Source organism: Flavobacteriales bacterium, assembly GCA_020435415.1.
GTDB lineage: Bacteria > Bacteroidota > Bacteroidia > JACJYZ01 > JACJYZ01 > JACJYZ01.
This window is the reverse complement of sequence record JAGQZQ010000058.1, coordinates 1-21,511: the sequence shown is the minus strand read 5'-3', so window position 1 is coordinate 21,511 and position 21,511 is coordinate 1. Positions and strand designations below refer to the sequence as shown.

Annotated in this window: 20 protein-coding genes; 4 read left to right on the top strand and 16 right to left on the bottom strand. The window is 46.2% G+C overall.

The genetic code is table 11. From position 1 onward, the window contains the following. The 5 genes from KDD36_10130 to KDD36_10110 form a co-directional block, all read right to left on the bottom strand. Positions 1–982, bottom strand: a 982-nt coding sequence (locus KDD36_10130; GenBank protein MCB0397002.1) for a hypothetical protein, incomplete at its 3' end; no start/stop codon positions are given. Between the two features lie 210 nt (positions 983–1,192). Next, positions 1,193–2,818 carry a T9SS type A sorting domain-containing protein gene (locus KDD36_10125; protein ID MCB0397001.1) on the bottom strand — a complete coding sequence of 542 codons (1,626 nt, stop codon included), beginning with the start codon at positions 2,816–2,818 and terminating at the stop codon, positions 1,193–1,195. Between the two features lie 230 nt (positions 2,819–3,048). After that, positions 3,049–3,354, bottom strand: coding sequence for a hypothetical protein (locus tag KDD36_10120; protein MCB0397000.1), 306 nt, complete (start codon positions 3,352–3,354; stop codon positions 3,049–3,051). Positions 3,355–3,723: 369 nt separating this feature from the next. Beyond that, positions 3,724–3,969, bottom strand: coding sequence for a YtxH domain-containing protein (locus KDD36_10115; protein MCB0396999.1), 246 nt, complete (start codon positions 3,967–3,969; stop codon positions 3,724–3,726). Positions 3,970–4,359: 390 nt separating this feature from the next. Beyond that, positions 4,360–6,675: a fibronectin type III domain-containing protein gene (locus KDD36_10110; GenBank protein MCB0396998.1), complete on the bottom strand. Its 2,316-nt coding sequence runs from the start codon at positions 6,673–6,675 to the stop codon at positions 4,360–4,362. 205 nt (positions 6,676–6,880) lie between these two features. Here KDD36_10110 and KDD36_10105 point away from each other — a divergent pair, with 205 nt between their 5' ends. Together KDD36_10105 and KDD36_10100 are read left to right on the top strand one after the other, a co-directional pair. Beyond that, positions 6,881–7,780, top strand: a complete 900-nt coding sequence (locus KDD36_10105; protein ID MCB0396997.1) for a hypothetical protein — start codon at positions 6,881–6,883, stop codon at positions 7,778–7,780. A gap of 322 nt (positions 7,781–8,102) precedes the next feature. Then, the gene (locus tag KDD36_10100; protein MCB0396996.1) at positions 8,103–9,209 is read left to right on the top strand and encodes a T9SS type A sorting domain-containing protein; all 1,107 of its coding nucleotides are present in this window, start codon (positions 8,103–8,105) and stop codon (positions 9,207–9,209) included. Positions 9,210–9,312: 103 nt separating this feature from the next. Here KDD36_10100 and KDD36_10095 read toward each other — a convergent pair whose 3' ends face one another. Beyond that, positions 9,313–10,122, bottom strand: a complete 810-nt coding sequence (locus tag KDD36_10095) for a class I SAM-dependent methyltransferase (GenBank protein MCB0396995.1) — start codon at positions 10,120–10,122, stop codon at positions 9,313–9,315. Between the two features lie 322 nt (positions 10,123–10,444). On the opposite strand from KDD36_10095, the gene KDD36_10090 reads away from it, so the two are divergent. Next, positions 10,445–11,905 carry an aminoacyl-histidine dipeptidase gene (locus tag KDD36_10090; GenBank protein ID MCB0396994.1) on the top strand — a complete coding sequence of 487 codons (1,461 nt, stop codon included), beginning with the start codon at positions 10,445–10,447 and terminating at the stop codon, positions 11,903–11,905. A gap of 64 nt (positions 11,906–11,969) precedes the next feature. Here KDD36_10090 and KDD36_10085 read toward each other — a convergent pair whose 3' ends face one another. The 10 genes from KDD36_10085 to KDD36_10040 all read right to left on the bottom strand — a co-directional run bounded on the left by KDD36_10085 (position 11,970) and on the right by KDD36_10040 (position 20,153). Further along, positions 11,970–12,965, bottom strand: a complete 996-nt coding sequence (locus KDD36_10085; GenBank protein MCB0396993.1) for a virulence protein RhuM/Fic/DOC family protein — start codon at positions 12,963–12,965, stop codon at positions 11,970–11,972. A 136-nt stretch (positions 12,966–13,101) separates the two neighbouring features. Then, positions 13,102–13,917, bottom strand: a complete 816-nt coding sequence (locus KDD36_10080; GenBank protein MCB0396992.1) for a hypothetical protein — start codon at positions 13,915–13,917, stop codon at positions 13,102–13,104. Positions 13,918–14,034: 117 nt separating this feature from the next. Then, positions 14,035–14,733, bottom strand: coding sequence for a lycopene cyclase domain-containing protein (locus KDD36_10075; GenBank protein ID MCB0396991.1), 699 nt, complete (start codon positions 14,731–14,733; stop codon positions 14,035–14,037). Continuing rightward, a complete protein-coding gene (locus KDD36_10070; protein MCB0396990.1) occupies positions 14,730–15,200 on the bottom strand; it encodes a hypothetical protein in 471 nt (156 codons plus the stop codon). The genes KDD36_10075 and KDD36_10070 overlap by 4 nt, the downstream gene beginning before the upstream one ends. Next, a complete protein-coding gene (locus tag KDD36_10065) occupies positions 15,197–15,664 on the bottom strand; it encodes a sterol desaturase family protein (GenBank protein MCB0396989.1) in 468 nt (155 codons plus the stop codon). The genes KDD36_10070 and KDD36_10065 overlap by 4 nt, the downstream gene beginning before the upstream one ends. A 2-nt stretch (positions 15,665–15,666) precedes the next feature. Further along, positions 15,667–16,233: an isopentenyl-diphosphate Delta-isomerase gene (idi, locus tag KDD36_10060; GenBank protein MCB0396988.1), complete on the bottom strand. Its 567-nt coding sequence runs from the start codon at positions 16,231–16,233 to the stop codon at positions 15,667–15,669. Positions 16,234–16,236: 3 nt separating this feature from the next. Next, positions 16,237–17,073: a phytoene/squalene synthase family protein gene (locus KDD36_10055; GenBank protein MCB0396987.1), complete on the bottom strand. Its 837-nt coding sequence runs from the start codon at positions 17,071–17,073 to the stop codon at positions 16,237–16,239. Next, positions 17,070–18,539, bottom strand: coding sequence for a phytoene desaturase (gene crtI, locus KDD36_10050; GenBank protein ID MCB0396986.1), 1,470 nt, complete (start codon positions 18,537–18,539; stop codon positions 17,070–17,072). Before crtI ends, KDD36_10055 begins: the two co-directional genes overlap by 4 nt. Next, entirely contained in the window at positions 18,536–19,030 is a 495-nt protein-coding gene (locus tag KDD36_10045; protein MCB0396985.1) for an RNA polymerase sigma factor, read from the bottom strand. Before KDD36_10045 ends, crtI begins: the two co-directional genes overlap by 4 nt. Before the next feature lie 193 nt (positions 19,031–19,223). Continuing rightward, positions 19,224–20,153, bottom strand: a complete 930-nt coding sequence (locus KDD36_10040; protein MCB0396984.1) for a MerR family transcriptional regulator — start codon at positions 20,151–20,153, stop codon at positions 19,224–19,226. Between the two features lie 684 nt (positions 20,154–20,837). Between KDD36_10040 and KDD36_10035 the strand changes: the two genes are divergently transcribed. Continuing rightward, a partial coding sequence (locus KDD36_10035) for a hypothetical protein (protein ID MCB0396983.1) occupies positions 20,838–21,511 on the top strand: 674 nt, incomplete at its 3' end.

Genomic DNA, 21,511 nt, shown 5'->3' with positions numbered 1-21,511 from the left:
TGTTGCTATAACGGATTACCCCGTTGCAGCTGGTCAGTTTTGCCCTGTAGTAATATTGTAAAGATGTGTTGATCGTGGTCACCTGCAGCACTGTGGATGAGCCCGGGATGTTGGTCCATACACCGTTGCACGGACGTCTTTGCCATTGGATATTTCCCCATGAACCCTGGAGTGACATAAGTACGCTGGTGCCGGGGCAGGTGTAAGTACCAAAGTTGGTCAGGGTGCCGCCGGCAACCGCATCTGCGTCAAAGATGCTGATGTCATCGATAAACACCAGGTTGGCGCTTGGTTCAAATTCATAGTTCAGATTCTTGGTCTCTACGGTAAGGTATTTCAACTCGCCGACTGGCAGGGAGAAGGCCGGAATGCTGATGGAGATGGATGTCCACGGATTGGAACCACCATTGGCATCGCCAACGAATACGGTACCTACGGTGTGAGATATGGATGGACTGCCTGTTACCGGATTGGCATTGTGAAGTTTGAATATGAGATAGGCATCCTGTTCACGTGAGTCGTGAATGTTGATGGCCCATGCATTCAGGGTGTATGATTTTTTTCTGTCCGGTGCAATCACCAACTCGGTATACAGCCCTTCGCAGTTCGGTCCTTCATCTTCCTGCAACATGATATAACGGTTGTTGGGAGAACCGTTGTGGGTGTTGATGGCTCCTACATTGCTGTAAAAAGTGTTGTATGCATTGAGAGGAATGCCTTGAGCGGGGATGGGAGTGAACGGCTCCTGTGTTTTGATACTTCCCCTTACACATAGATCCGGAAGTCCTTTGTATGCATGCCAGCTGGTTACGTTGGACGGATGGTTTGCGAAGTCCTGATAAATAGGAAAATTCTCAAAGTTCGAAAGACTGATGCCTGATTCGAAGCCCCCGTTTGGGACGAGCTCCAGCGAGCAGCTTTGCGCAAACGTTCCGGCGGCCAATAAGCAGCCGATGATGGAAAGAGCGTAGTTTTTTTTCATGGTCGTGTTATTAGTAATGTGAGTATTAGGTGTGTTGTTGGTGGATTAAAAGTAGTGTGGGCTATGCTTGTAAATTGATGAAATGCGGGTTTGGTAAGGCCTGTCGAGTGTGTGGTATGACCTTTTGAATAAGTGGTTCAGGGACGAGTAGCGAAAAAAAGCGGGACGATCATGCGACCGTCCCGCTTCTTGCTTATCAGGAAAACAGACTTATTCTTTTACCACTCTTTCCGTGAAGATCTGGTCCGGAGTAGTTACCTTAATAATGTAAAGTCCCTTCGGTTGTTGTTCCAAATCCACCTGTGATTGTGTTAATGATTCGTATGATTTCTCAAACACCACTTTACCGGTTATGTCGAAAACCTGCAAAGTAGCATGAGTGACTTCAGCATCCGTAGAAATAGACACGGATCCGTTGGTTGGATTAGGGTATACGCCCAGGTTCACCGCCGTTGCCTTCGTCATATCTGTTGCTTTTTTACCCGGACCTGTAGCACCACCTCCTGATGCACCGCCACCTGCTGCGCCACCTCCGGCAGATCCGCTCTTGGCGATATACACAATTGCGTCAATCGTTTTAGGTGCCAGGCAGCCATTGTCCGACCATATGATCCGTCGGATCCGGTAGGTCTTGTCCTTGTGAAATGTTACGGATGGATTAGTGAATTGGAAGTCTATTTTGCCATCTCCATCGTTATAGGTTGAGTGCCATCCTGTGGGATTGTTAAATAGTGGGGTGATCACCGCATGCGTGATATGATCTACCTCATCTATATGCCAGGATTCACTCATGCCGGCAAGCCGCTCATTAAATGTTGCATACACCGTGTATGTGGTTCCACCGGTATAGAATTTGGTGTGCTTTGTGAAATTTCCATTGAACAGGAGATACGGATCGTTTGCTATCGTTACGCAATCCGTGTTCTTGCAACCCGTATTGTTATCGGTAATTTCGAGACAATAGGTGCCGGGAATCGAAGGGTGATAGGTGTCGCTGGTGCTGAGCGTTGCGCCAACTGCCTGGTACCATTTGTAGGAGTAGTTGCTAAACGGATTGAAGGGTACGTGATTATACAATGTGGGAATCGGGTCACCACTGCATAGCATTACATCAGCTCCAAGATTGACAGTTGGAGGCTGAATAACATTTACGGTAATGCTCTTTGTTCCCTGACAGCCGGCACCGTTGGTGGCTGTCACCGTATAGGTCGTATTACCGGTAGGGTAAACTGTGATCTGATTTCCGGTTTGACCGGTGTTCCATACATAGCTGCTTCCTCCTGTTGCGGTAAGAGTTACTGCACTACCTGCGCAGGTAGTAGAAGAGGAGGTAATATTTATTGAAGGTGGTGCATATACCCTGGCATATATCTGATACTGGTTGCCATTCGGTCCTGCCTGGGCATAGTTATTACTGCAAACACTGGTATTAGGATAGTATCGCACATATACGTCTGATACGGAACTTACACATTGATTTATTGATCCGTAGAACGGCGTATGGGCATTTAATGCCCAAATCTCTCCGCCCTTCCACTGATCTGCATTGATGCTGGCATAGTAAGTCCAATATCCATTGGACGGGTGTTTGTAGTAAAAAGAATAATAGCCACAGGTTACCTGATTTTGAATGTTCGTGCCATTTCCATATGTGGATCTATTGATAAGATAAAGGTTGTCGCCCTGACAGGTAACACCGCAATTACCTTCGTTTTGCCCATTGGCATCTGTAAACCCAAAAGACATGTAAAAGTTCGTGACACTTGGACCGGCATACGATACCGAAGTGCTAAGGAGCAACGGAACGCTGCAAATAAAGTAAAGTAGTTTTTTCATCGTTATTAATTTTTAGGATGTACAATACCCCTGGGATTTATATTCGAGATAAAACTAACGTAAACGACCTCGGGTATTTAGCCTGTTATGACATACGGAGCCATATATTGAGTATTTGGTAGAAAGTCATTAGTATCCGGTTTCGGTTCACTTACGTGCATAAAAAAGCGGGATGATCTCGAGATCATCCCGCTTTTCGGGGGTCAGGTCCCGGGTTCCGGGGCAGGAGGTTAAAAAAACTTGTGAACCAGGTAAGCCGCTTTTATTTTGAATTGTTCAATCAGGTGCTTGATGAAGCGAACGGTCTCCGATTCATTGGTATCCTGTTTAGCAGTAGCGAACATCTTGATACCGCTGGCAACAACCGATGATATAATGTTGCTCCATGAAAAGAGCTGAGCGATCCCTGTTTGCATATTATTTCTTAATGCCACTATTTCGCCCTCAAAGTTTTTCTCAACTTCCCGAATCTCACTTCTGACCTTCCTTTGTTCTTCCTGAAGTTCTTTCAGGTTCCTGATCTGTTTTGTTCTCATCGTGATATAGGATGGATTTGATGAAAAGGTTTGTAAGTGGCAGCGTTAGTAGCCGTTTCTTAAAAATGATCAACGGTAGCGTCAGACCAATCAGGATAGCTCCCATGATCAGAAAGCCAAGCGCATAATTGTCTAACTCAGCTCCAATGTATAATGCACCAGAGATAAGTAATAGAAACAGGATCATCCCGTAAACCATAAGAAATAAGGCTTGTGCGGAAATCGTTCCGCATGCACGGGCCACTTGTTCAGTGCCTTTCAATCGGGCATAATACAGTTGCAAATGAGCGTAACGGGTTGATTGGTCTACCAACCCGTTACACAAGTGCTTTATCTCTTTGTTCATTGACATGACTGCATTGGTGGATGTTATGCATCCTGGTTGTTGGCAGCGGTTTTGTCATATACCTTCTTAGCCGCATTGTGTGTCTTTTCTTTGACCTTCTCCTTTACATCCGTTGCACTTTTGGCTAAATCCTCTTTGGTTTGGTTATACTTATCGGAGATAACCTTACGCGTTTCTTTACCACTTGCAGGAGCCAGGAGGATGCCGGCTACCGTTCCCAAAGCAACACCCACAATGGTGCTTATTGCAATTTTTCCAGTCGTATTCATAACTATTGTTTTTATTAAATGAATATTCCGTTTGTTGTATAGTGAAGTGAAAATTTCATTCCAAAGTCTTTAAGTGTGCCGTTTCAGCTGTTTAATGGAAGGACCGGTTTGCGCAGTGTTGAGTGCAATGCCTATCGTGTGGAATTTATTCCACATAAGAAGTGGATAAATCCGTTTTTTAGAACGTTCGAAAAGTAACAGAAGAAGGATAAATAAAAAGCCCGCCGGAAACATTCCAGCGGGCTTTGGGAAAAGATGGGTTGTGGTTAGATGATAGTCAAAGGATAATAGATGTTAGATGACAGACAATAGACCAGGTTATGTCAACAGATATCGCCACATCTTCACACATCATAAATCACCACATCATCACATCATCACATCACCAAATCAATACTTCAGCAACTTATGCGAAGCAGTCAGGTTACCGAATTTTACAACCAGATAGTACACACCCGAGGGTAACTCACCGGGATGTACGTCTGTTACCGGTTGACCGCCGGTTACAGCTTTTCGATATACCAGCTTGCCTTCTATATTGTAAACGGAGATTTCACCTGACCCCTCCACCTGACTTACATCAACCGTGAACTTTTCGCTGAAGGGATTCGGGTACACCACGATATCTTCCATGTCTTCTTCATCTATGCCATCCGCTGCAGTATCGCCGAACGATCCGTCGTTGATTACGAGATGTTTTACCGGGCCGCTGGAGCATCCTGTGATGTCAATGTCATCGATATACACCCAGTCGCTGTTGCCTGATGCGTCGCACACAAAGCGGAAACGAACATTGGAGGGGAACGGTCCCTGGATGGTTACCGCGTCGTTGTAGCGTTGGTTGTTAACAAACTCGTCATTCAGGTTCCACTCTTCCACCGTGGTGTAACTGCTTCCACCGTTGGTAGAAATCTGTAGCCAGAAATCCTCATTGCTGTTGTCCATGCTGTTGCACATGTACGAAAAGCTAACGGTCACTTCTTCGAAAGAAGAAAGATCTATCACATCCGTGTTGGAATAGGATGATGATGAGTTGTCGCGCAGCTGTAAGCTATAACTGCCACTGTTGGCATATGTACTGTTGGACACGCGTGCGCAATCCGAACCGCCATCATTCCAGATGCCCCATCCGCTTTCAAAATTATTGAAGTCTGCTTGTATGCTTATGCATTCACCAGATCCGGGAGCTGTGGCTGTAATGTACACCGTGTTGGATGTGGTAGTGGCCCCGTCATCATCGGTTGCCACTGCGGTCAACGCATATGAACCCCAGTCGGGAAAGGTCCAGCTTCTTGAGTACGGACTGGGAGCATCGGTTCCGACGGAGCTTCCGTTTACAAAAAATTCCACCTGCGTCACACTGCCATCTGCATCGCTTGCTGAAACGTTGATGGTGATGGCTTGCAGTGAACTGTAGTCTGTTCCGGTGGACGGGCTGGTTACATTGCATATCGGAGGAGTGTTACCACCCATAATGGTTATGACCGACCCGTTGCTCGGATTCCAGATGTTAAGGTTTGATGGAATGGTGAATGGATCGTTGTTGCTTACGGAGCCCACCTGGTCAGCATTGTCTACATTAATGGTACGCATCTCGATCTTTTGCTGATCCACGAACACCCATTTGAATTGGTTGAACATGCCGCTGTTGCGTGTCCAGGTCTTATCGTCATTGTTGGTTCTGAGCGGGGCGCCCCAGCAACCTTCTCCGGCATATACGGTGCCGTTGGTGTTTTCCTGGATGAAGCCTTCGTCACTGCCACCACCTGTAGAGGGCATGACAGGCCAGGTGGTTTTCACCGTGTGTGCGTCGCATTCAACCACCAGGCGTACACCGTAATCATAGAACGGTTGGGCCCAGCTGCTGTACTGTGTATTTCCTTCCGATTTGGAGCTGGTGTGAGGACGCATCGGTTTGTGGTATTGGGCGGTTTTCCAGGTGATACCGGAAGAAGCTTGCAAGTCGTTGACGAGCCAGTTGGTTTGTGTGCCTGTGATGGATGTTTCCGTATTCAATGTATACGTACGGATCAGGCTTCCACCGAAGGTGAGGGCGTAGTACACTTCCGAGCTGGGAACGTCAAACAGGTTGTAGATGATAGAGTTTGAGCTTTCGTGGTTTCCGCGGGTGGCCACGATAGGGAACATCCGTCCATCGGAAGCGATGGTCAGCTGCCAGTCGTCAAACCATTCTCCCCATTCGGAGTTTGAGCCGCCATCGGTCATGTCACCGCCGAAAAGCACGGCGTGAGGTTTCAGTTTGGCCACCAGTTTATTGGCGTTGCGACGTGGGGTGGCGTTGTTACGTGAGTCACCACCGGCGATGAATGACAAGCGTTCGGAAGGGGTATTCGGACAGGTGCGGAACCAGTATCGGGCGCTATTGCCCTCGCTGTCTTTGATCACGAAGTAATAATTGGTGTTTGGCTGCAGACCTGTGATCCGGGCGAAGGTATTGGTCATGCCTTTGTCGCTCACTGTTCTGTCAGGCGTTTTGCTGTTAGGATATGCGCTCCAGTTGGTACCCAGATCAGTTGGACCATAATATACGGTAGCACCTGATCCGGAGACCTGGTTCCATCCGATGACAATCGTTGTAGAGGGATCATCACGCAGCGTCAGCCGGTACTTGTTGGTGGTCGCGTGAGCCCAGGAGCCCATCAGCAGAATGCCCGCCAGGGCAAGGAATTTTTTTGTCCGATTCATGGCATAGAGTGTTGGTTGGTTAACGGAGTTAAAGAAACCTTCGCACCATGACATCAGCATTAGGACACTGTAAAGATTAATGCCGTTTTTTGTTCGATCAAATGTGGAAATCTTGTGGATAGTAATGTATATTTAAGAACCTTATAAAGTGGAGTTCAGGTTAAGGTAAGAAAAATTTCACACGTTGCAGTCTCAAACCTACGCTATGAATACGTCTACGAACCAACGTCTGTTTTTGATACTAAAATGGACCTGTTTTTTTCTCTTTGCGGGCAGGGCCTACCAACATCTTGTATGGGACATTCCGATCAGGGCCTTGTTATGGGACCAGGATCTGATGGAGGGGTTGATCACCACCATTACCGGGATGACCTGGCAGGAGTATGCGACCAGCCAGATACAGGATATCTGGATTCAGACCGGCAAACAGGTGATGGGTGTGTTCTATGCCCTATGCGCGATCTTCACACTCATCATCAATGAGCGTCGGAAATGGATGGGCATCACATTGCTGGTGGGCTCCGGATGCCTGACCTTTCTTGCCTTTTTATACTACAAGGAAAAGTTCTTTCACGTGGGTCAGTTGTTCGAGTACACCGCCCAGGTGATCAGTCCGGTGTTGTTGTACCTGGTGCTATTTACCCAGGTGCCTTCTTCCCGAATTATGCTGATCGGAAAGGTGACCATTGCTTTGACATTTACATGTCATGGCTTGTATGCCTTCGGATATTACCCACAGCCGGGACAGTTTGTAGACATGGTGATCCGCGGTTTTTTCCTGGATGAGCCGGGGGCCAGACTGCTGCTGAAAGTAGCCGGTGTGTTGGATTTTGTGATCAGTGTCGGGATCTTCCTGCCGCGAAGGATAGCGACTCCATGTTTATGGTATGCCGTGGTGTGGGGAGGCATGACGGCCCTGGCCAGGGTTACCACGCAATTCTACATCGACTTCCCATGGGATAGCATCAATCAAAACCTGCCGGATTTCCTTTACCGCATTCCACATGCAGGCTTGCCGTTGGCCATGTGGTGGATGATGAAACATGAAAAAGTAAATGAAGTTGGAAAGGAAACGTATGGTAAGATAGCGGGCGTGCCTGCTTAAGAAAAATACCAATATATCTATATTGTCTAATCCCAAACTATGCAATAGAAAATTTTCTATTGCATAGCGATTAAGAAAATCAACCTTTTCGGCCCGTACTTCGTGCATCCGAAAAGTGATTTTCTAAATCGGGATAACCCCAACTAAATACAGATAGTTCGGCTCGTTCCTCACCTCCTACTGCATAAGTTGGGCTAATTGAAATTGACCACTCATCCCATCAATCCCTCCGAACAGGCAGTCGGACAAACCGGTCGGTTATCTGTCATTGCATATGAATGATTTCCTGAGCACATTGGTCCGTCAAACCAACCCGGGATTTATGAAATCAACTTTTACTTTTTTGTTATTACAAGGTGCGGTGTTATCCGGATACGGACAACAGGTCACCACCTTTTTGAATTCCGCCACCGAGAAGGTAAACGATGGCATGGTGCTGGACCGTGCCGGAAACCTTTACGGATCGCATTATGCCGGTGCGAATGTTTATAAGGTTGAGCCGGATGGAACCACAACCACCTTTGCCACCGGCTTCGACACGCCCAACGGATTGGCCTTTGATTCTCAGGAGAATTTATTCGTGGCCGATCTGGCGGGAGGGCATATTTATAAGCTGTCACACACCGGAACTTTCCTGGATACGATTGATGTTTCGAACCCCTCCGGTATCATCAAAGCGGCGGGCAGCGATACGATGATCTTTACACAATACTACAGCCATACCATCAATAAACTGGCACCGGATGGAACGATCGTTCCCTGGTTCAGTGGGGCCCCGTTGAACGGACCGGTAGGGCTGGCTGTTGATTCGGCGGGAAACGTATTCGTCGGAAATTTCAACGACCGGAAGATTTACAGGTTATATCCCGATTCATTGGCCTATGTGGCTACTGTGCCCGGACCGTCCACAGGTTGGTTGGGATTCATTACCTACACACGGGGAATGCTGTGGGGTACCAGTTTTAACAGCCATAAAATTTACTCCATTCATCCCTATGAGTTGGACAGCGTGTCGCTTTTCGCCGGTGGGGCGGTGGGCAGTCTGGATGGTCCGGTTGGCACGGCCCGATTCAATAGTCCGAATGGCATCATTGCCAGTCTGGGTGGAGATTCCTTATACATTTCAGAAGCCAATACCGGGAAAGTCAGGATCATCGCCGATCTGCATACCACGGGGGGGATTAATGAAGAATTAAGAATGGAGAATGAAGGTGGGGCCTTGGTGGTATTTCCGAATCCGGGTCATGATGAGATCTCGGTAAAGCTTTCCAAACCTATTGTCCGGGTGGAAGTGCTGAATCTTCAGGGTGCGATGGTGGCGGTGTCTGGAAACCAAAAAATACCGGTCCGGGAGCTTGTCCCTGGGATGTACATGGTGAAAGTTTATACCGATGATGGCATGGCCACCGGACGATTTATGAAGCGGTAGAAGGAGGCCTTAGGAGGTAGTAGGCAGTTGGCAGGAGGCAGTAGGCAGTGCGCCATGAGAATCTGCAGGTGGTTATTGCCGTTCATTCTTTATTCTTCACTCTTTATTTTTCATTCTTAATTGAAACAACATAGTATCCTGCCGTGATCAGGAAGTTTCTGAAGAAGGGGATGGCTGCGACAATGCTCCAGGCTTTCCGGGGTTTGAGGCCGAACTTTACCTCATAATTAGGATTGATGAAATAGAGGCCTTTTTTGTCGGTATGATAATTTTCTTTTCTCAGAATGCGTTCAAATCTTTCAAGAGATATGCCGGTTTGCTTGATCTCCAGCAGTGCTTCAACCGTATCGTTATTCTCGCCGAAAGCTTTTAGAATGCCTTTGTATGCGGGAGTTGGCAGGATGTGGAAATAGGGGAGTTTGGAAAGTAACTTGCTCCGGCAGATCTGTTGGTGGCCTCCGAATGGGTTGTACCAGGGCGGGAATCCAAGAAAGAATTTGCCTTCGGGTTTCAGGAACTTTTTAACGATATGCATGAACTTTTCCTGACCGTGAATGTGTTCGATCACATCACGCATGATGATCAGGTCGAATTGTCCGAGGCCTTCCACATTGTAAATATCGTCACTGATGAGTTCTAAATTCTTTACCTGTGGATGTTCGGTAAAATATTGCCTGGCGTTTTCAACCTTGCTTTCAGATATATCGTTTCCGACTACCCTTTTGCAACCCAGGTCCAGGAAGGGCAGGAGGTTACCGCCTTCACCACAACCTATTTCCAGAACAGAAGTTTCGGAGCCAATATTCATGACATCCTTCAAAAACGGGATCACGTGTCGGGATACCGTTTTAGACTGTTCTTCAAAATATGCTTTCCGGTTGGTGTGCCTGTCTTGCATGTGTGCTGTATTCATCTCCTTTTGGAGGGAGGTAAAGATAATCAAATGCACACATGTAGATATTCTGACGGTTATGTAAATTCATGCCCCGATGCGAACCGCACTCAGGCACTTATCCATCTAAAATCAAAAGAGCTCGCAGGTCATTTAAACCCAACTTATGCAGTAGTAGGTGAGGAACGAGCCGAACTATCTGTCAAAAAGTGGAATCCCGGAATGGTCTTTTCATTCAGACTGACTATGTTTGTAGTCATGGTATAAATATGGTTGTGTGTGACTATCAGATGTTGGTTCGGCAACTTTAAACCTCAAACCTTAAACTTTTATTTTTGCGAATATGCCAAAGTCAGTACGTGAATTAGAGCCCAAGGAAATGTGGAATCACTTTGCCGATCTGAATGCGGTGCCACGTCCGTCAAAAAAGGAAGAACGTGTCAGGGAGTTCATGGTGCGCTTTGGAGAAAGACTCGGACTGGAAACCATCCAGGATGAAATCGGAAACGTGATCATAAAGAAACCGGCCACCCCGGGTATGGAAGATAAGCAGACCATCGTGCTGCAAAGTCATCTGGATATGGTTCATCAGAAAAATGCCACCACCGATTTTGATTTTAATACCCAGGGCATTGAGATGTTTGTGGAAGATGATTGGGTCAAAGCGAAAGGCACCACGCTCGGTGCGGATAACGGCATCGGCGTAGCATCCATCATGGCGGTTCTGGCCTCGGATGCCATTGCTCACCCGGCGGTAGAAGCGCTGTTCACCATTGATGAAGAAACCGGAATGACCGGCGCGCTCAATCTGAAAGGAGGTTTGTTGGATGGAAAGATCCTGTTGAACCTGGATACTGAAGATGATGACGAGCTGACCATCGGTTGCGCCGGAGGAATTGACGTAACGGCAACCGGAACCTATGACGTAGTACCAACTCCGGAGAACCACCTGACCTATCAGATTTCTGTCAAAGGATTAACGGGTGGGCATTCAGGAATGGATATCCACCGTGGTAGGGGCAATGCGAATAAGATCATGAATCGTATCCTCACGGATGCTGCGGGAAAATTCGGAGCGCACGTTGCAACCATTGATGGCGGTGGATTAAGGAATGCCATCCCGAGAGAGTCTGTGGCTTCTGTTGTTGTTGCAGAGAACAATGCCCGGGATTTTGAAACTTTTGTAAATGCTTTTGCAGAAAAGGTCAAAGCCGAATTCAATGAGACCGATCAGAATTTATCGGTTTCAGTTGGGAAGGCGGATGCAGCGAAGAATATATTGTCTGCTGCATTTCAGGATGCATTTTTAAGAAGTATTTCTGAGGCAGTCAACGGTGTGTATAAAATGAGCCCGGCCATAGAAGGACTGGTTCAGACCTCTAACAACGTAGCGCGGATCCTGGTGAAGGACGGAGAATATACCGTCATGTGTCTGACAAGAAGTTCCGTGGATGAAGAAAAAATGGAACTGGCCAATGTGCTGAAAGCAACACTGGAGCAACCGGGCGCCGAAGTTACCTTTGCCGGCTCATATCCCGGCTGGACACCCAAACCGGAGGTGGCCATTGTCAAGATCATGGATAACCTGTACCGGGAATTGTATAAAGAAGAACCGAAGGTGAGCGCCTGTCATGCCGGACTGGAATGTGGCATCCTGGGTGCAAACTATCCGGAGATGGAAATGATCTCCTTCGGTCCGAATATACGTGGCGCCCATTCGCCTGATGAAAAAGTGCAGATCAGTTCCGTCCACAAATACTGGAAACTGTTTCTTGAAACGTTGAAAAGGATTCCGCAGAATTAGGGGGCATTGGCCATCCTTGCGTTGGAGTGATAAGGGTATGTGTTGCTATAGTTATTTGATTCAATCAATTATTCCTGTTTATCAGATTGACAATCACTTTGATCATCATATCTTTTTCCTTCGGTTCACTTTCGGCAATCATTAGTGTCAATGCTACAAGTGCATTGTCTGCCATGCGTTTTTGACCTTCTTCTGAATATAGTAAATGATTTCTTTCTAAAAACCAGACGAAAATAAATGCTGCAATCCGTTTATTTCCATCGGAAAAGGAATGGTTTTTTACAATGAAATAAAGTAAGTGTGCTCCTTTCTCTTCTATGCTTGGATAAAGATCAACACCATCAAACGTTTGATAAATTGCTGAAAGGGAACCTTTAAATGATTTGTCCTTTTCATGCCCGAACAGAGAACTTCCACCAAAGCTTATTCTTAGTCTGTTAATAGCTATTAGTGCTTCAGAATAGTTTATCCTAAATATTTCTGTTTTGGTTGTTTCTTCTATCGCAAGTTGCCTGTGGTCGTATTTGTCAAGTACATCCAAGGCGTAGGAATAATCAGTGATAACTTTTAGCAATCCGGTAGCTTCATCAGAAGAGAGGAGCTTTTGATTAGCTACTTTTTCGAGCAGTTTTACAGTTTTTTTCAAATCCGAAAACTGCTGTTGCGCTTCTTTCAGTCGCTTTTCATTGATAGCATGACCTTTAACCAAAAAATCTTTAAGGATTCTGTTTGCCCATATACGGAATTGAGTGCCTCGTTTGGAGTTTACACGATAACCAACAGATAGTATTGCATCCAGATTGTAGCATCTTAAGTTTCTTTTAACCAATCGATTACCTTCTTTTTGAACTACCGAGAAATACTCGGTAGTTGTCGATTCTTCCAATTCTTCAGACTCAAAGATGTTTTTTAGGTGCAAACCTATAGTGTCCGAATCTTTTTCAAATAATTCAGCCATTTGCCTTTGAGAAAGCCAAATTGTCTCATGCTGAAGTTTTACATCAATTTGGGTCTGACCATCATTGGTCTGGTATATGACAATCTGATTTTCTTCTTTCATATATTATATGATTCTACAATGTAGGAAGTTCATATAGATGTTTGTGTTCATCTTGTTCGGTGCTCGATATTTCCGTCAGAAAGAATACAATGAAATGCCACTTTTTAGCTCAATTGGTGAACCGTCTCTGTAAAAACTATTTGTCTTTCAATGTATCTTTTTGAGTAGGATTTTCAAATTGCGTCTTATTGATCAACATGATGAACTCATTTGAATAAAGTGTCGCGTTGGTATTGATTAGCTTCAATCTGCATTTTGTTTCAAAATCACCACTGCACTTGATTCCTCTTGTCATTAGAAAATGTCGTGGAGGTATGATATGTTCGTAATAACTGTTTCCGCACCAACTGTGCGACCAGTACTCAATGGGCTTCCATTCGCCATGTTCGTCAACAGCCTCGACAGACATGATCATGCTGCCATCCTGAATTTTAAGTGTAGCCGCATATATGTTGGAAAGATTCGCTATATAGATCGGGAAGCTCTTAACCTGTTGGATTAACGTGTCATCCTGAAGAACCACCCTGTCTTTATTTGAAAGTCTGTCGTGAAAAAGATAACTGGCCCAAATAGGCTTTTTTTGCATGGTTAGTTCATTAACCGTATCTACCATAACCTGAATATAATCATTGGAGAAAATCAACTTGTCCTCAAACTCAGGGAGTTCAAACGACTCAAAATATAGTCCTTTGGTATTTTTTCCTGGTATGGAAATATCCAGTGTATCCGCAATGCTATCAAGTCTTTCTACATGATACCAGGCATTCAGCATGTAGTTTGGTGACAGGCATAGGCTTGTAGAATCCTTATTGCCAACGATGACTGGAATCTTTAGTGGTTCAACTTCCTCGCCTTTGTAGTTAGGGAGCATCAGGAAAATGCCAATGGGTAACAGCACCAGCCCGATGGAAAATTGATTGATGAGAATAATTGATGGCCTCGTTCTTTTCAAGCGGAATGAGTTTATATTCCACTATAACGCTAAATCAGCATATTTCTATGCGGCCAGGTGCTGGAAGTATTCAGAAAATTTATTGGTGTTGATACCTGGATGTTTGATTGAATCGGTTCATGCTGGCGATACAGATGCACTGGTAGGGCGTCCATATCGCATCAGCAAGGCCTCATAGGTCCCTACGTAGGACCATAGCATCAACAGACTGTAGATGTGATCTTCGACCGGAATCGTAAACACGCGTAGTGCCAAGTTCTCGGTGTCATCATACATCACAACCGGGAAGGCCGTCAGCAATCCGTTCACGATGTAAAAAAAGAAAAGGTGCAGGGGGAAGAGCAGAAACAAACGCTCCGTGACGGAACGTGGAAGTGTAAGTCGAACGGTTATGAGGGCTGCGGCCCCGAGCAGGGAAACGACCTGGGTGTATGCCAGGCCATTTGATGATACGGCAAGCACGGATAGAAAGATGATCGCAGCGATCAACAGCATGTCCATCCAGGCGCCCATCTTCCATTCAGGCAGAAAGTAACGTAATACTTCATGCAGGAATAATAAGCAAAAGGGGATGCAGACAAAGAACAGGATCTCTTCCAGTGGCAATCCGAATATGTGTATGCCCACCAGATGCTGATTGTTAAAGGACCATATCCCCAGGGACGTGTACCAGGCATCCCATGCAATGAAAAATGTACCCTGGATCAAGAGCACAATGAAAACCAAAGGCCATTTTCGTACAAATCCGAACCGCGGATCGAATGAGAAAAGAAGTGGGATGATGATCGCACCTATATTGATCAGGAGGTAGGTCACGGGCTCACAGGTATCAGTTCATTCATCATTTTCAGAAATTCCGGGTGGATGGAGGAACGGGTGGCCTCATCCGCCAAACCTTTTACAATCATGTCATGGTCTTTTTGAAGGTGTTCGCGGTAACCGGTAAATTCCGGGGTGTTGAATTCTACCGCGTACCGCAGAAACCGGATGCGTATGTCCCCGGAATCCATCTTTACCGCTTCACCAAATGAATCTGAGCTACGCGCCAGGTATTTCAGTTTTGTATAAGGGTTCCATGAGTGTTTGGCCTTGAATGCTTCTCCGGACGCTCGAAAGGCAACCTTCAGGGCTGTTGTTTCGCCGGAGGTCGCTAACCTGATCAGTTCTTCAGTACCCTGCATGTTTTTCTCCGCCTCTTTGTATGCGGAGATCAGCCTTGCTTCGTTCACAGAAGGTGCAGAGAAAACCGCAAGCAGGGTTCCGATTATGGAAAGGGTTTTCATGCATTTAAAAGGTTACGTGCTTCTGCGAAATACCTGCGGGGCACCACGAGCATGCCGAAACAAATACCATCTTCCTTTCCTGTTCTTTTATGATGTGCTTTATGTGCCCTTCGCACAGCCACAACGTATAGGTTTCGCGAACGGGTGAACCATTTGAAGCGTTGATGTATGATCACATCATGCACCAGAAAATAAGCAGCACCATAGCACATAATGCCAAGTCCTGCTGAAAAGGCAGGCCAGATTTCGTAGTTAATTCCAAGGTAGATCAGAACCATACTGGGTGCGGCAAAGATGAGGAAGAATGCATCGTTCATTTCAAAAAAGCCCGGCGTAGGTACATGGTGGTCCTTGTGAAGCTTCCACAAAAATCCATGCATGACATATTTATGGGTGAACCAGGCCATGAATTCCATGAATGCAAAAGTGGCCAGGAAGAATAGGGGGTTAAGCATAGTGTTCATCGTCATATGGCCAATGATCGTGTGATCTCACGGTCCATGAATTTTTCCACCAACGGGAAGCAGATCTTGAACCATTCGGTGAATTTCTCAGGGCGGGCATCTATATCGTTATAAACAGAAGACATGTTGCGGAAGGTAACTGCATCAACCTCTTTGGGATTTGGGATCACCAGTCCGTCATACCAACCTATAAATACATGATCCAGCTCATGCTCTGTCAGACCATGCCCAACATCTTTCTTATATACAAAACTAAAGGCATGGTGGACCGGACAGGTAAATCCCAGTTCTTCCATCAGACGCCGGCGAACAGCATCATCCAGCTTCTCTCCCGGTCGGGGGTGGCTGCAGCAGGTATTGGTCCAAAGCCCTGGTGAGTGATACTTGCTCAGGGCGCGCCGGTGCATCATCAGTTCTCCTTTGGAGTTGAAGATAAATGCGGAAAAGGCCCTGTGCAGCTTTCCTTCCACATGAGCCTGCATCTTCTCCATGGTTCCGGTGGGCTCATCCAGGCGGTTTACGAGGATGACCATTTCCTTATCTCCCGGGTTCGTCGTTGTTATCTTCATAGCTTAAAAGAGATTAGCACTGTGTTTGATATATGAATTGAACAGCAGGGCATATTTCTGCAGATTAGGTATGCGAATCCGTTCACGTAAGACCCTGTGTGCAGGCGTTCGTTTAATCTTCAGAAACAATTGGTAGTAATAAGTATAGGCAACATACACCCCGAATCGTGAACTGCGGGGTAATTGCATGATACCCTGGAGGGCAACATCAAAGTCCTTGTGAATATCATCCTGTATACGTTGTTTGGTTTCATCATCGAGTTTGTAAACGTCGACATCGGGGAAATAATTTCTGCCCAGATCCATGGCATCGTGGCGGAGGTCTCTCAGAAAATTGATCTTTTGAAAAGCGCTGCCCAGGGCCATGGCATAGGGGCGCAACTTTTGGTAGCGTGTCTTGTCACCTTCGGTAAATACATGAAGACACATCAGGCCTACCACCTCCGCTGATCCCAGAATGTATTGCTGAAACTTCTCCGGGTTATAGGTTTGGTCCTTCAGATCCATGGCCATGCTATCCAGGAAAGTATTGACGAGTTCATGCTCTATCCCGTATTCATTAACCACTTTCTGGAAACTGTGAAGAATCGGGTTCAGGCTGATGCCGTCGGTAATGGCTTCATATGTATCAGATCGGAATTTCCGGAGCAGACGTGCCTGATCATGACCATGGAAGGTGTCGACGATCTCGTCGGCAAAGCGGACAAATCCGTAAATGTTGTAAATGGGTTGCCGGAAGCGTTTGCTCAATAAATAAATGCCGAGCGAGAAGCTGGTCGAATACGTTTTGGTTGTTCTTTCACTGGTGTGGTCACACACCTTATGATACAGGTCTATCATTGTTTGTAAGTTTTAGCGATTTCGTCGGCAACGATCTGACCGGAGATCAGGGACGGTGGCACACCCGGACCGGGTACCGTAAGCTGACCGGTGTAGTACAATTGCCGGGCTTTCTTGTTGCGTATGGAAGGCCGGAGAAAGGCGGTTTGCTTCAGGGTGTTGGCCAGACCGTAGGCGTTGCCTTTGAAAGAATTATAGTCGTGTTTGAAGTCATTGTGCGCATATGATCTTTTGTAGATTTCATGACCCCGGATGCGCATATCGAGATTTTTCTCCAGCCGGTCCAAGATCAGGTCGTAATAACGTTCCCGCGTTTCTTCTGTGTCATCGAGTCCGGGAGCTACCGGGACCAGAATGAACAGGTTCTCATGGCCTGGTGATGCCACAGATGGATCTGTAACTGAAGGGGCACAGACATAGAAAAGCGGTTGTTCGGGCCAACTGGGTTGGTCGTATATTTCCCGTGTGTGTTTTTCAAAGTCGGCATCGAAGAACAGGTTATGATGCCGGAGTCCGGGTACTTTGCGATTCAACCCAACAAAGAATAAAAGCGAGGAGGGGGAGAGGACCCGTTTGTTCCAGTATGTTGCGTTGTAATTACGAAACTCAGGGTCCAGTAAGTGTTGATCTACATGGTGGTAATCGGCTCCGGCGACAACCACGTCTGCGTGATGGCTGTGTCCATTGGCATGAATGTATGCACCAGGATTGTGTGTCAGGTCGATGTGATTTACCGGTGTGTCCAGCTCTATGGATACGCCCATTTCCCGCGCGAGCTGTGCCATTCCTTTGGCCACCTCATGAAAGCCGCCCATGGGGTACCATGTTCCCAGTTTCATGTCTGCATAATTCATGAGACTATACAATGAAGGAATCTGGGACGGTTTTGCGCCAAGAAATAAGACCGGAAATTCCAGTAAGCTCAGGATTCGCGGGTCACGGAATTTGCTTCGGATGTATTTGTTGAAAGGCTTGAACAGAGATAAACTAAAAACATCTCCAAGCAAGCGCGGTATGGCATACTCGGTTGGGGATAGGCCCGGTTTATAAACCAGGTCCTGCATGCTTAACCTGTACTTGTGTTCGGCCTCCCTAAGGAATTGATCCAACTGATGGGCGCTACCGGTTTCCCATGATTCAAAAAGGGTTTTCAGGTCTTCTAGGTCAGCGGGAATGTCTGTGAAGTCCTTCTCCCAGAAAACACGATAGGAGGGTGAGAGACGCACCAGGTCATAGTAGTCGGAAGGATGCTTTCCGAACCGATTGAAATACTGTTCGAATACGTCCGGCATCCAATACCAACTCGGGCCTTTGTCAAAAATGAATCCGGCTTCGGAATGCTGGCTGGCCCTGCCACCTACCTGTGAATTCTTATCAAGCAGGCGCACATTAAAACCATGAGACGCCAGTGTGGTGGCGGAAGCCAATCCGGCAAATCCGGAACCTATGACCGTTACGTCTTTCATCGTTTGCTTTCCTCCAGTTCCTGCATCAGAATTTTTCGGGCCTGGAAGATCTTGCTCTTGATCGTACCGATGGGTTGGTCGAATGCCTCAGCGATTTCCCGGTATTTGTATCCTTTAACAAACAGATCAAAAACGTCACGGAGATTTTCGGGGAGTTTATTCAGGCTGCGTTGGATCTCACCCATGACTACGATGGATTCCGCGGATGACACATCACCTTGCAGATGGGAGGCTGCCATGCGTTCTGCCTCATTTTGGAAATCATTACGCAGCACGGTTCTGCGGTAATTGTTTAGAAACGTGTTGCGCATGATGGTGAAGAGCCATGACTTGAAATTCCTGTCTTCCCTGTACTTCTGTTTGTAGGTAAGGGCTTTCACAAGGGTGTCTTGTAAAAGATCCCTGGCATCGTTCAGATCACGGGTCAGTGAACGGGCAAAATATTCAAGGCTGCGTTGATGAACGACCAGTTGATGGTTGAATTCAGTCATGTTTTGTTTATTAAATATTCAAATAAGTTAAACAAATATGCAGCACTTAAATGAAAATACCAATAAAATGTCTAACAATAAATGTTAAAAAATAAACAAAAAGATGATGCGTATCCGAAGGTAAATGGAGTAAGTTATTGCCGGTCAGCTGATTGGCTGGCAGTTTAAGGGAGGGTGAGAATGTTTAATGATTTTACACCAATCGATCTACAAAATCGGCCAGGCTTTCAAGGTAAACACAATGGGCGGGCAGTTTCAGAGACTTAACCAGTTCTGGGCGACCGGTCATCTGTATCTCTGCATCCGGAAAGGCATCGGTCAGTTTTTTAAAATGTCCTTCCATTTCTTTTGAAGGGCGGGCGGTTGTACAGATGGTAAAGAATTTATTCGGCTTTGTAATTTCAGCAACTGACAGCAAGTCCTTAAACGGTACGTTCTGACCAAGATAAACAACCCGTCGTCTTCGGGAGCGCAATATATATTGTGCGAACAAGAGTCCCAATTCATGAAGTTCGCCTTCGGGGAGATAAAGAATATACGTTTCCTTTTCCGGTCCTTCATGCATTTGTCCGTCTATCGCGGCGATCATCTTCTGCCGGATCAGGTTGGAGATGAAATGTTCCTGTGCCGGGTTGATGTTGTCTATGCCCCACATCAACCCCACCTTATTCAGGAAAGGGTAGATCACCTGCACGATGGATCCTTCAAACCCATACCGCAGCATGGACGTCGAAAAGATCTTCTCAAACCGCCTTTCGTCAAGCTCGATCATGGCCACCATCAATCCGTTGATGAAAACTTCTTCCGGCTGGTCCGCGGTGCTGGCATCGTCAAGAATATTTTTGATCCGGTCCCTGATCTGCTGATCACTCAGCTTGCCGATGTGGGAGATCTTCATGCCCTGTTTCATCAGCAGAGTGACGTTCAGCAGTTTCTTTAGCTGTTCGTTGCTGTAATAGCGGATGTTGGTATCCGTTCTGTCCGGATGCAGCAGGTTGTACCGTTGCTCCCATATCCTGATGGTGTGTGCTTTTACACCAGAAAGACGTTCAAGATCTTTAATTACATATCGACTCATCACCCGGGATATGGTTCCCCATTGTTGTTGAAAGTTCCTGTTCACAATTTTAAACTTTTTTTTGCTGTCAACGACAAGCAGTGCATGGTGCACCATAAATACAACAAAGATGGAGCGGTATTGTTTACTTTTCGTGGGAGGTTTTAATTGGAGGGGAGGGATAGTTGGGGTGTGGACGGTCAGCTTATTCGGCCGCTTTGGGGTCGGCCCCCCTGAAGTGAAAAGCCGGGGAAGTACATAAAGGATACGATCCTGAGGTATTTCGAAGCCGGTCATTCTGGATTTCCTAACTATTGATCAACAAAATGGAACTTTATCATGCCAGCGATTGAATCCCGGCAGAACTCAAATAGCTTTTGTATGTCGCCTATGCTTAGTCCCAGCTTGGTCCCGGCTTAGTCCCGGCTTGGTGCCGGCTTGACCCTTAAAGAAAAAGGTCACCTTCGTATAATCCTGTCCCTGGTCGAACTCAGGAGCGGCACCGGTATATGCTTTCCAGCCGTTGATCATCTTGTCAAAACCGTAACCGGCCCTGATATGAACAATAGGCGTTATGCCTGATTGGATTATTTTTCAATTTCCGTGTAACATTTTTTAAGTAATGACGTTCATATGGCATATATGCCATATGAACGTAAATAGCTCAAAATTTAAACCCGCTTGATTAAGTCGAAAATATATTATAACTTTACTATATATTAGCATATATGCTAATATATAGTAATTGAAATGAGTCGAAAAAGCGCCTTTTTACTTGTTCGGAACCAAATCGAGCAACTGTTTGATTCTCTGGATGCCCGGAGTTTCTCCAGTATGTCAATAGCTCAAATATTTGATTCGTGGAAACGGAAGTGGGGGCTCCCGAAATCAAGCAAGGCAAAGCGCTTTATCCAGTTTCTTACTGATTCTAATCTCATGTTGCCCCGCACATATACGAGCGAGAATGGCACGCAAAAAATAGTTTACACCTGGAAAACAGAAGATGATTTCACCAGCTATTCCGGTTTGGTAAATGGTGGGTATTATACCCACTATACAGCCATGTACCTGCATCAACTGACACTCCAGATCCCCAAGACACATTATCTAAATTGTGAGCATCGGTCTGAAATGGAGCACGGGGAATTGGAACAACGGCTCATAGACGCCGCATTCTCGAAGCCGCAACGAAAATCATCCAAACATTACCTTACCGGAGGAGTAAAGATCGTTATCCTCAATGGAAAGTTTACGGATCGTATGGGTGTCATTCAAGTCAAAAATGAGACGCAAACGTTCTTCTACACCGATCTCGAAAGAACATTAATCGACATCGCCATTCGTCCGGTTTACTCCGGAGGAATATTTGAGGTGCTTGAAGCCTACAAAACAGCCAGGGACAGCGCCGATGTAGAAAAACTTGC

Excerpts from the sequence above, each read along its gene's own strand:
- KDD36_10125 (MCB0397001.1), bottom strand. The coding sequence starts at position 2,818 with ATGAAAAAACTACTTTACTTTATTTGCAGCGTTCCGTTGCTCCTTAGC.
- KDD36_10120 (MCB0397000.1), bottom strand. The coding sequence starts at position 3,354 with ATGAGAACAAAACAGATCAGGAACCTGAAAGAACTTCAGGAAGAACAA.
- KDD36_10115 (MCB0396999.1), bottom strand. The coding sequence starts at position 3,969 with ATGAATACGACTGGAAAAATTGCAATAAGCACCATTGTGGGTGTTGCT.
- KDD36_10110 (MCB0396998.1), bottom strand. The coding sequence starts at position 6,675 with ATGAATCGGACAAAAAAATTCCTTGCCCTGGCGGGCATTCTGCTGATG.
- KDD36_10105 (MCB0396997.1), top strand. The coding sequence starts at position 6,881 with ATGAATACGTCTACGAACCAACGTCTGTTTTTGATACTAAAATGGACC.
- KDD36_10100 (MCB0396996.1), top strand. The coding sequence starts at position 8,103 with ATGAAATCAACTTTTACTTTTTTGTTATTACAAGGTGCGGTGTTATCC.
- KDD36_10095 (MCB0396995.1), bottom strand. The coding sequence starts at position 10,122 with ATGAATACAGCACACATGCAAGACAGGCACACCAACCGGAAAGCATAT.
- KDD36_10090 (MCB0396994.1), top strand. The coding sequence starts at position 10,445 with ATGCCAAAGTCAGTACGTGAATTAGAGCCCAAGGAAATGTGGAATCAC.
- KDD36_10085 (MCB0396993.1), bottom strand. The coding sequence starts at position 12,965 with ATGAAAGAAGAAAATCAGATTGTCATATACCAGACCAATGATGGTCAG.
- KDD36_10070 (MCB0396990.1), bottom strand. The coding sequence starts at position 15,200 with ATGAAAACCCTTTCCATAATCGGAACCCTGCTTGCGGTTTTCTCTGCA.
- KDD36_10065 (MCB0396989.1), bottom strand. The coding sequence starts at position 15,664 with ATGAACACTATGCTTAACCCCCTATTCTTCCTGGCCACTTTTGCATTC.
- idi (MCB0396988.1), bottom strand. The coding sequence starts at position 16,233 with ATGAAGATAACAACGACGAACCCGGGAGATAAGGAAATGGTCATCCTC.
- KDD36_10055 (MCB0396987.1), bottom strand. The coding sequence starts at position 17,073 with ATGATAGACCTGTATCATAAGGTGTGTGACCACACCAGTGAAAGAACA.
- crtI (MCB0396986.1), bottom strand. The coding sequence starts at position 18,539 with ATGAAAGACGTAACGGTCATAGGTTCCGGATTTGCCGGATTGGCTTCC.
- KDD36_10045 (MCB0396985.1), bottom strand. The coding sequence starts at position 19,030 with ATGACTGAATTCAACCATCAACTGGTCGTTCATCAACGCAGCCTTGAA.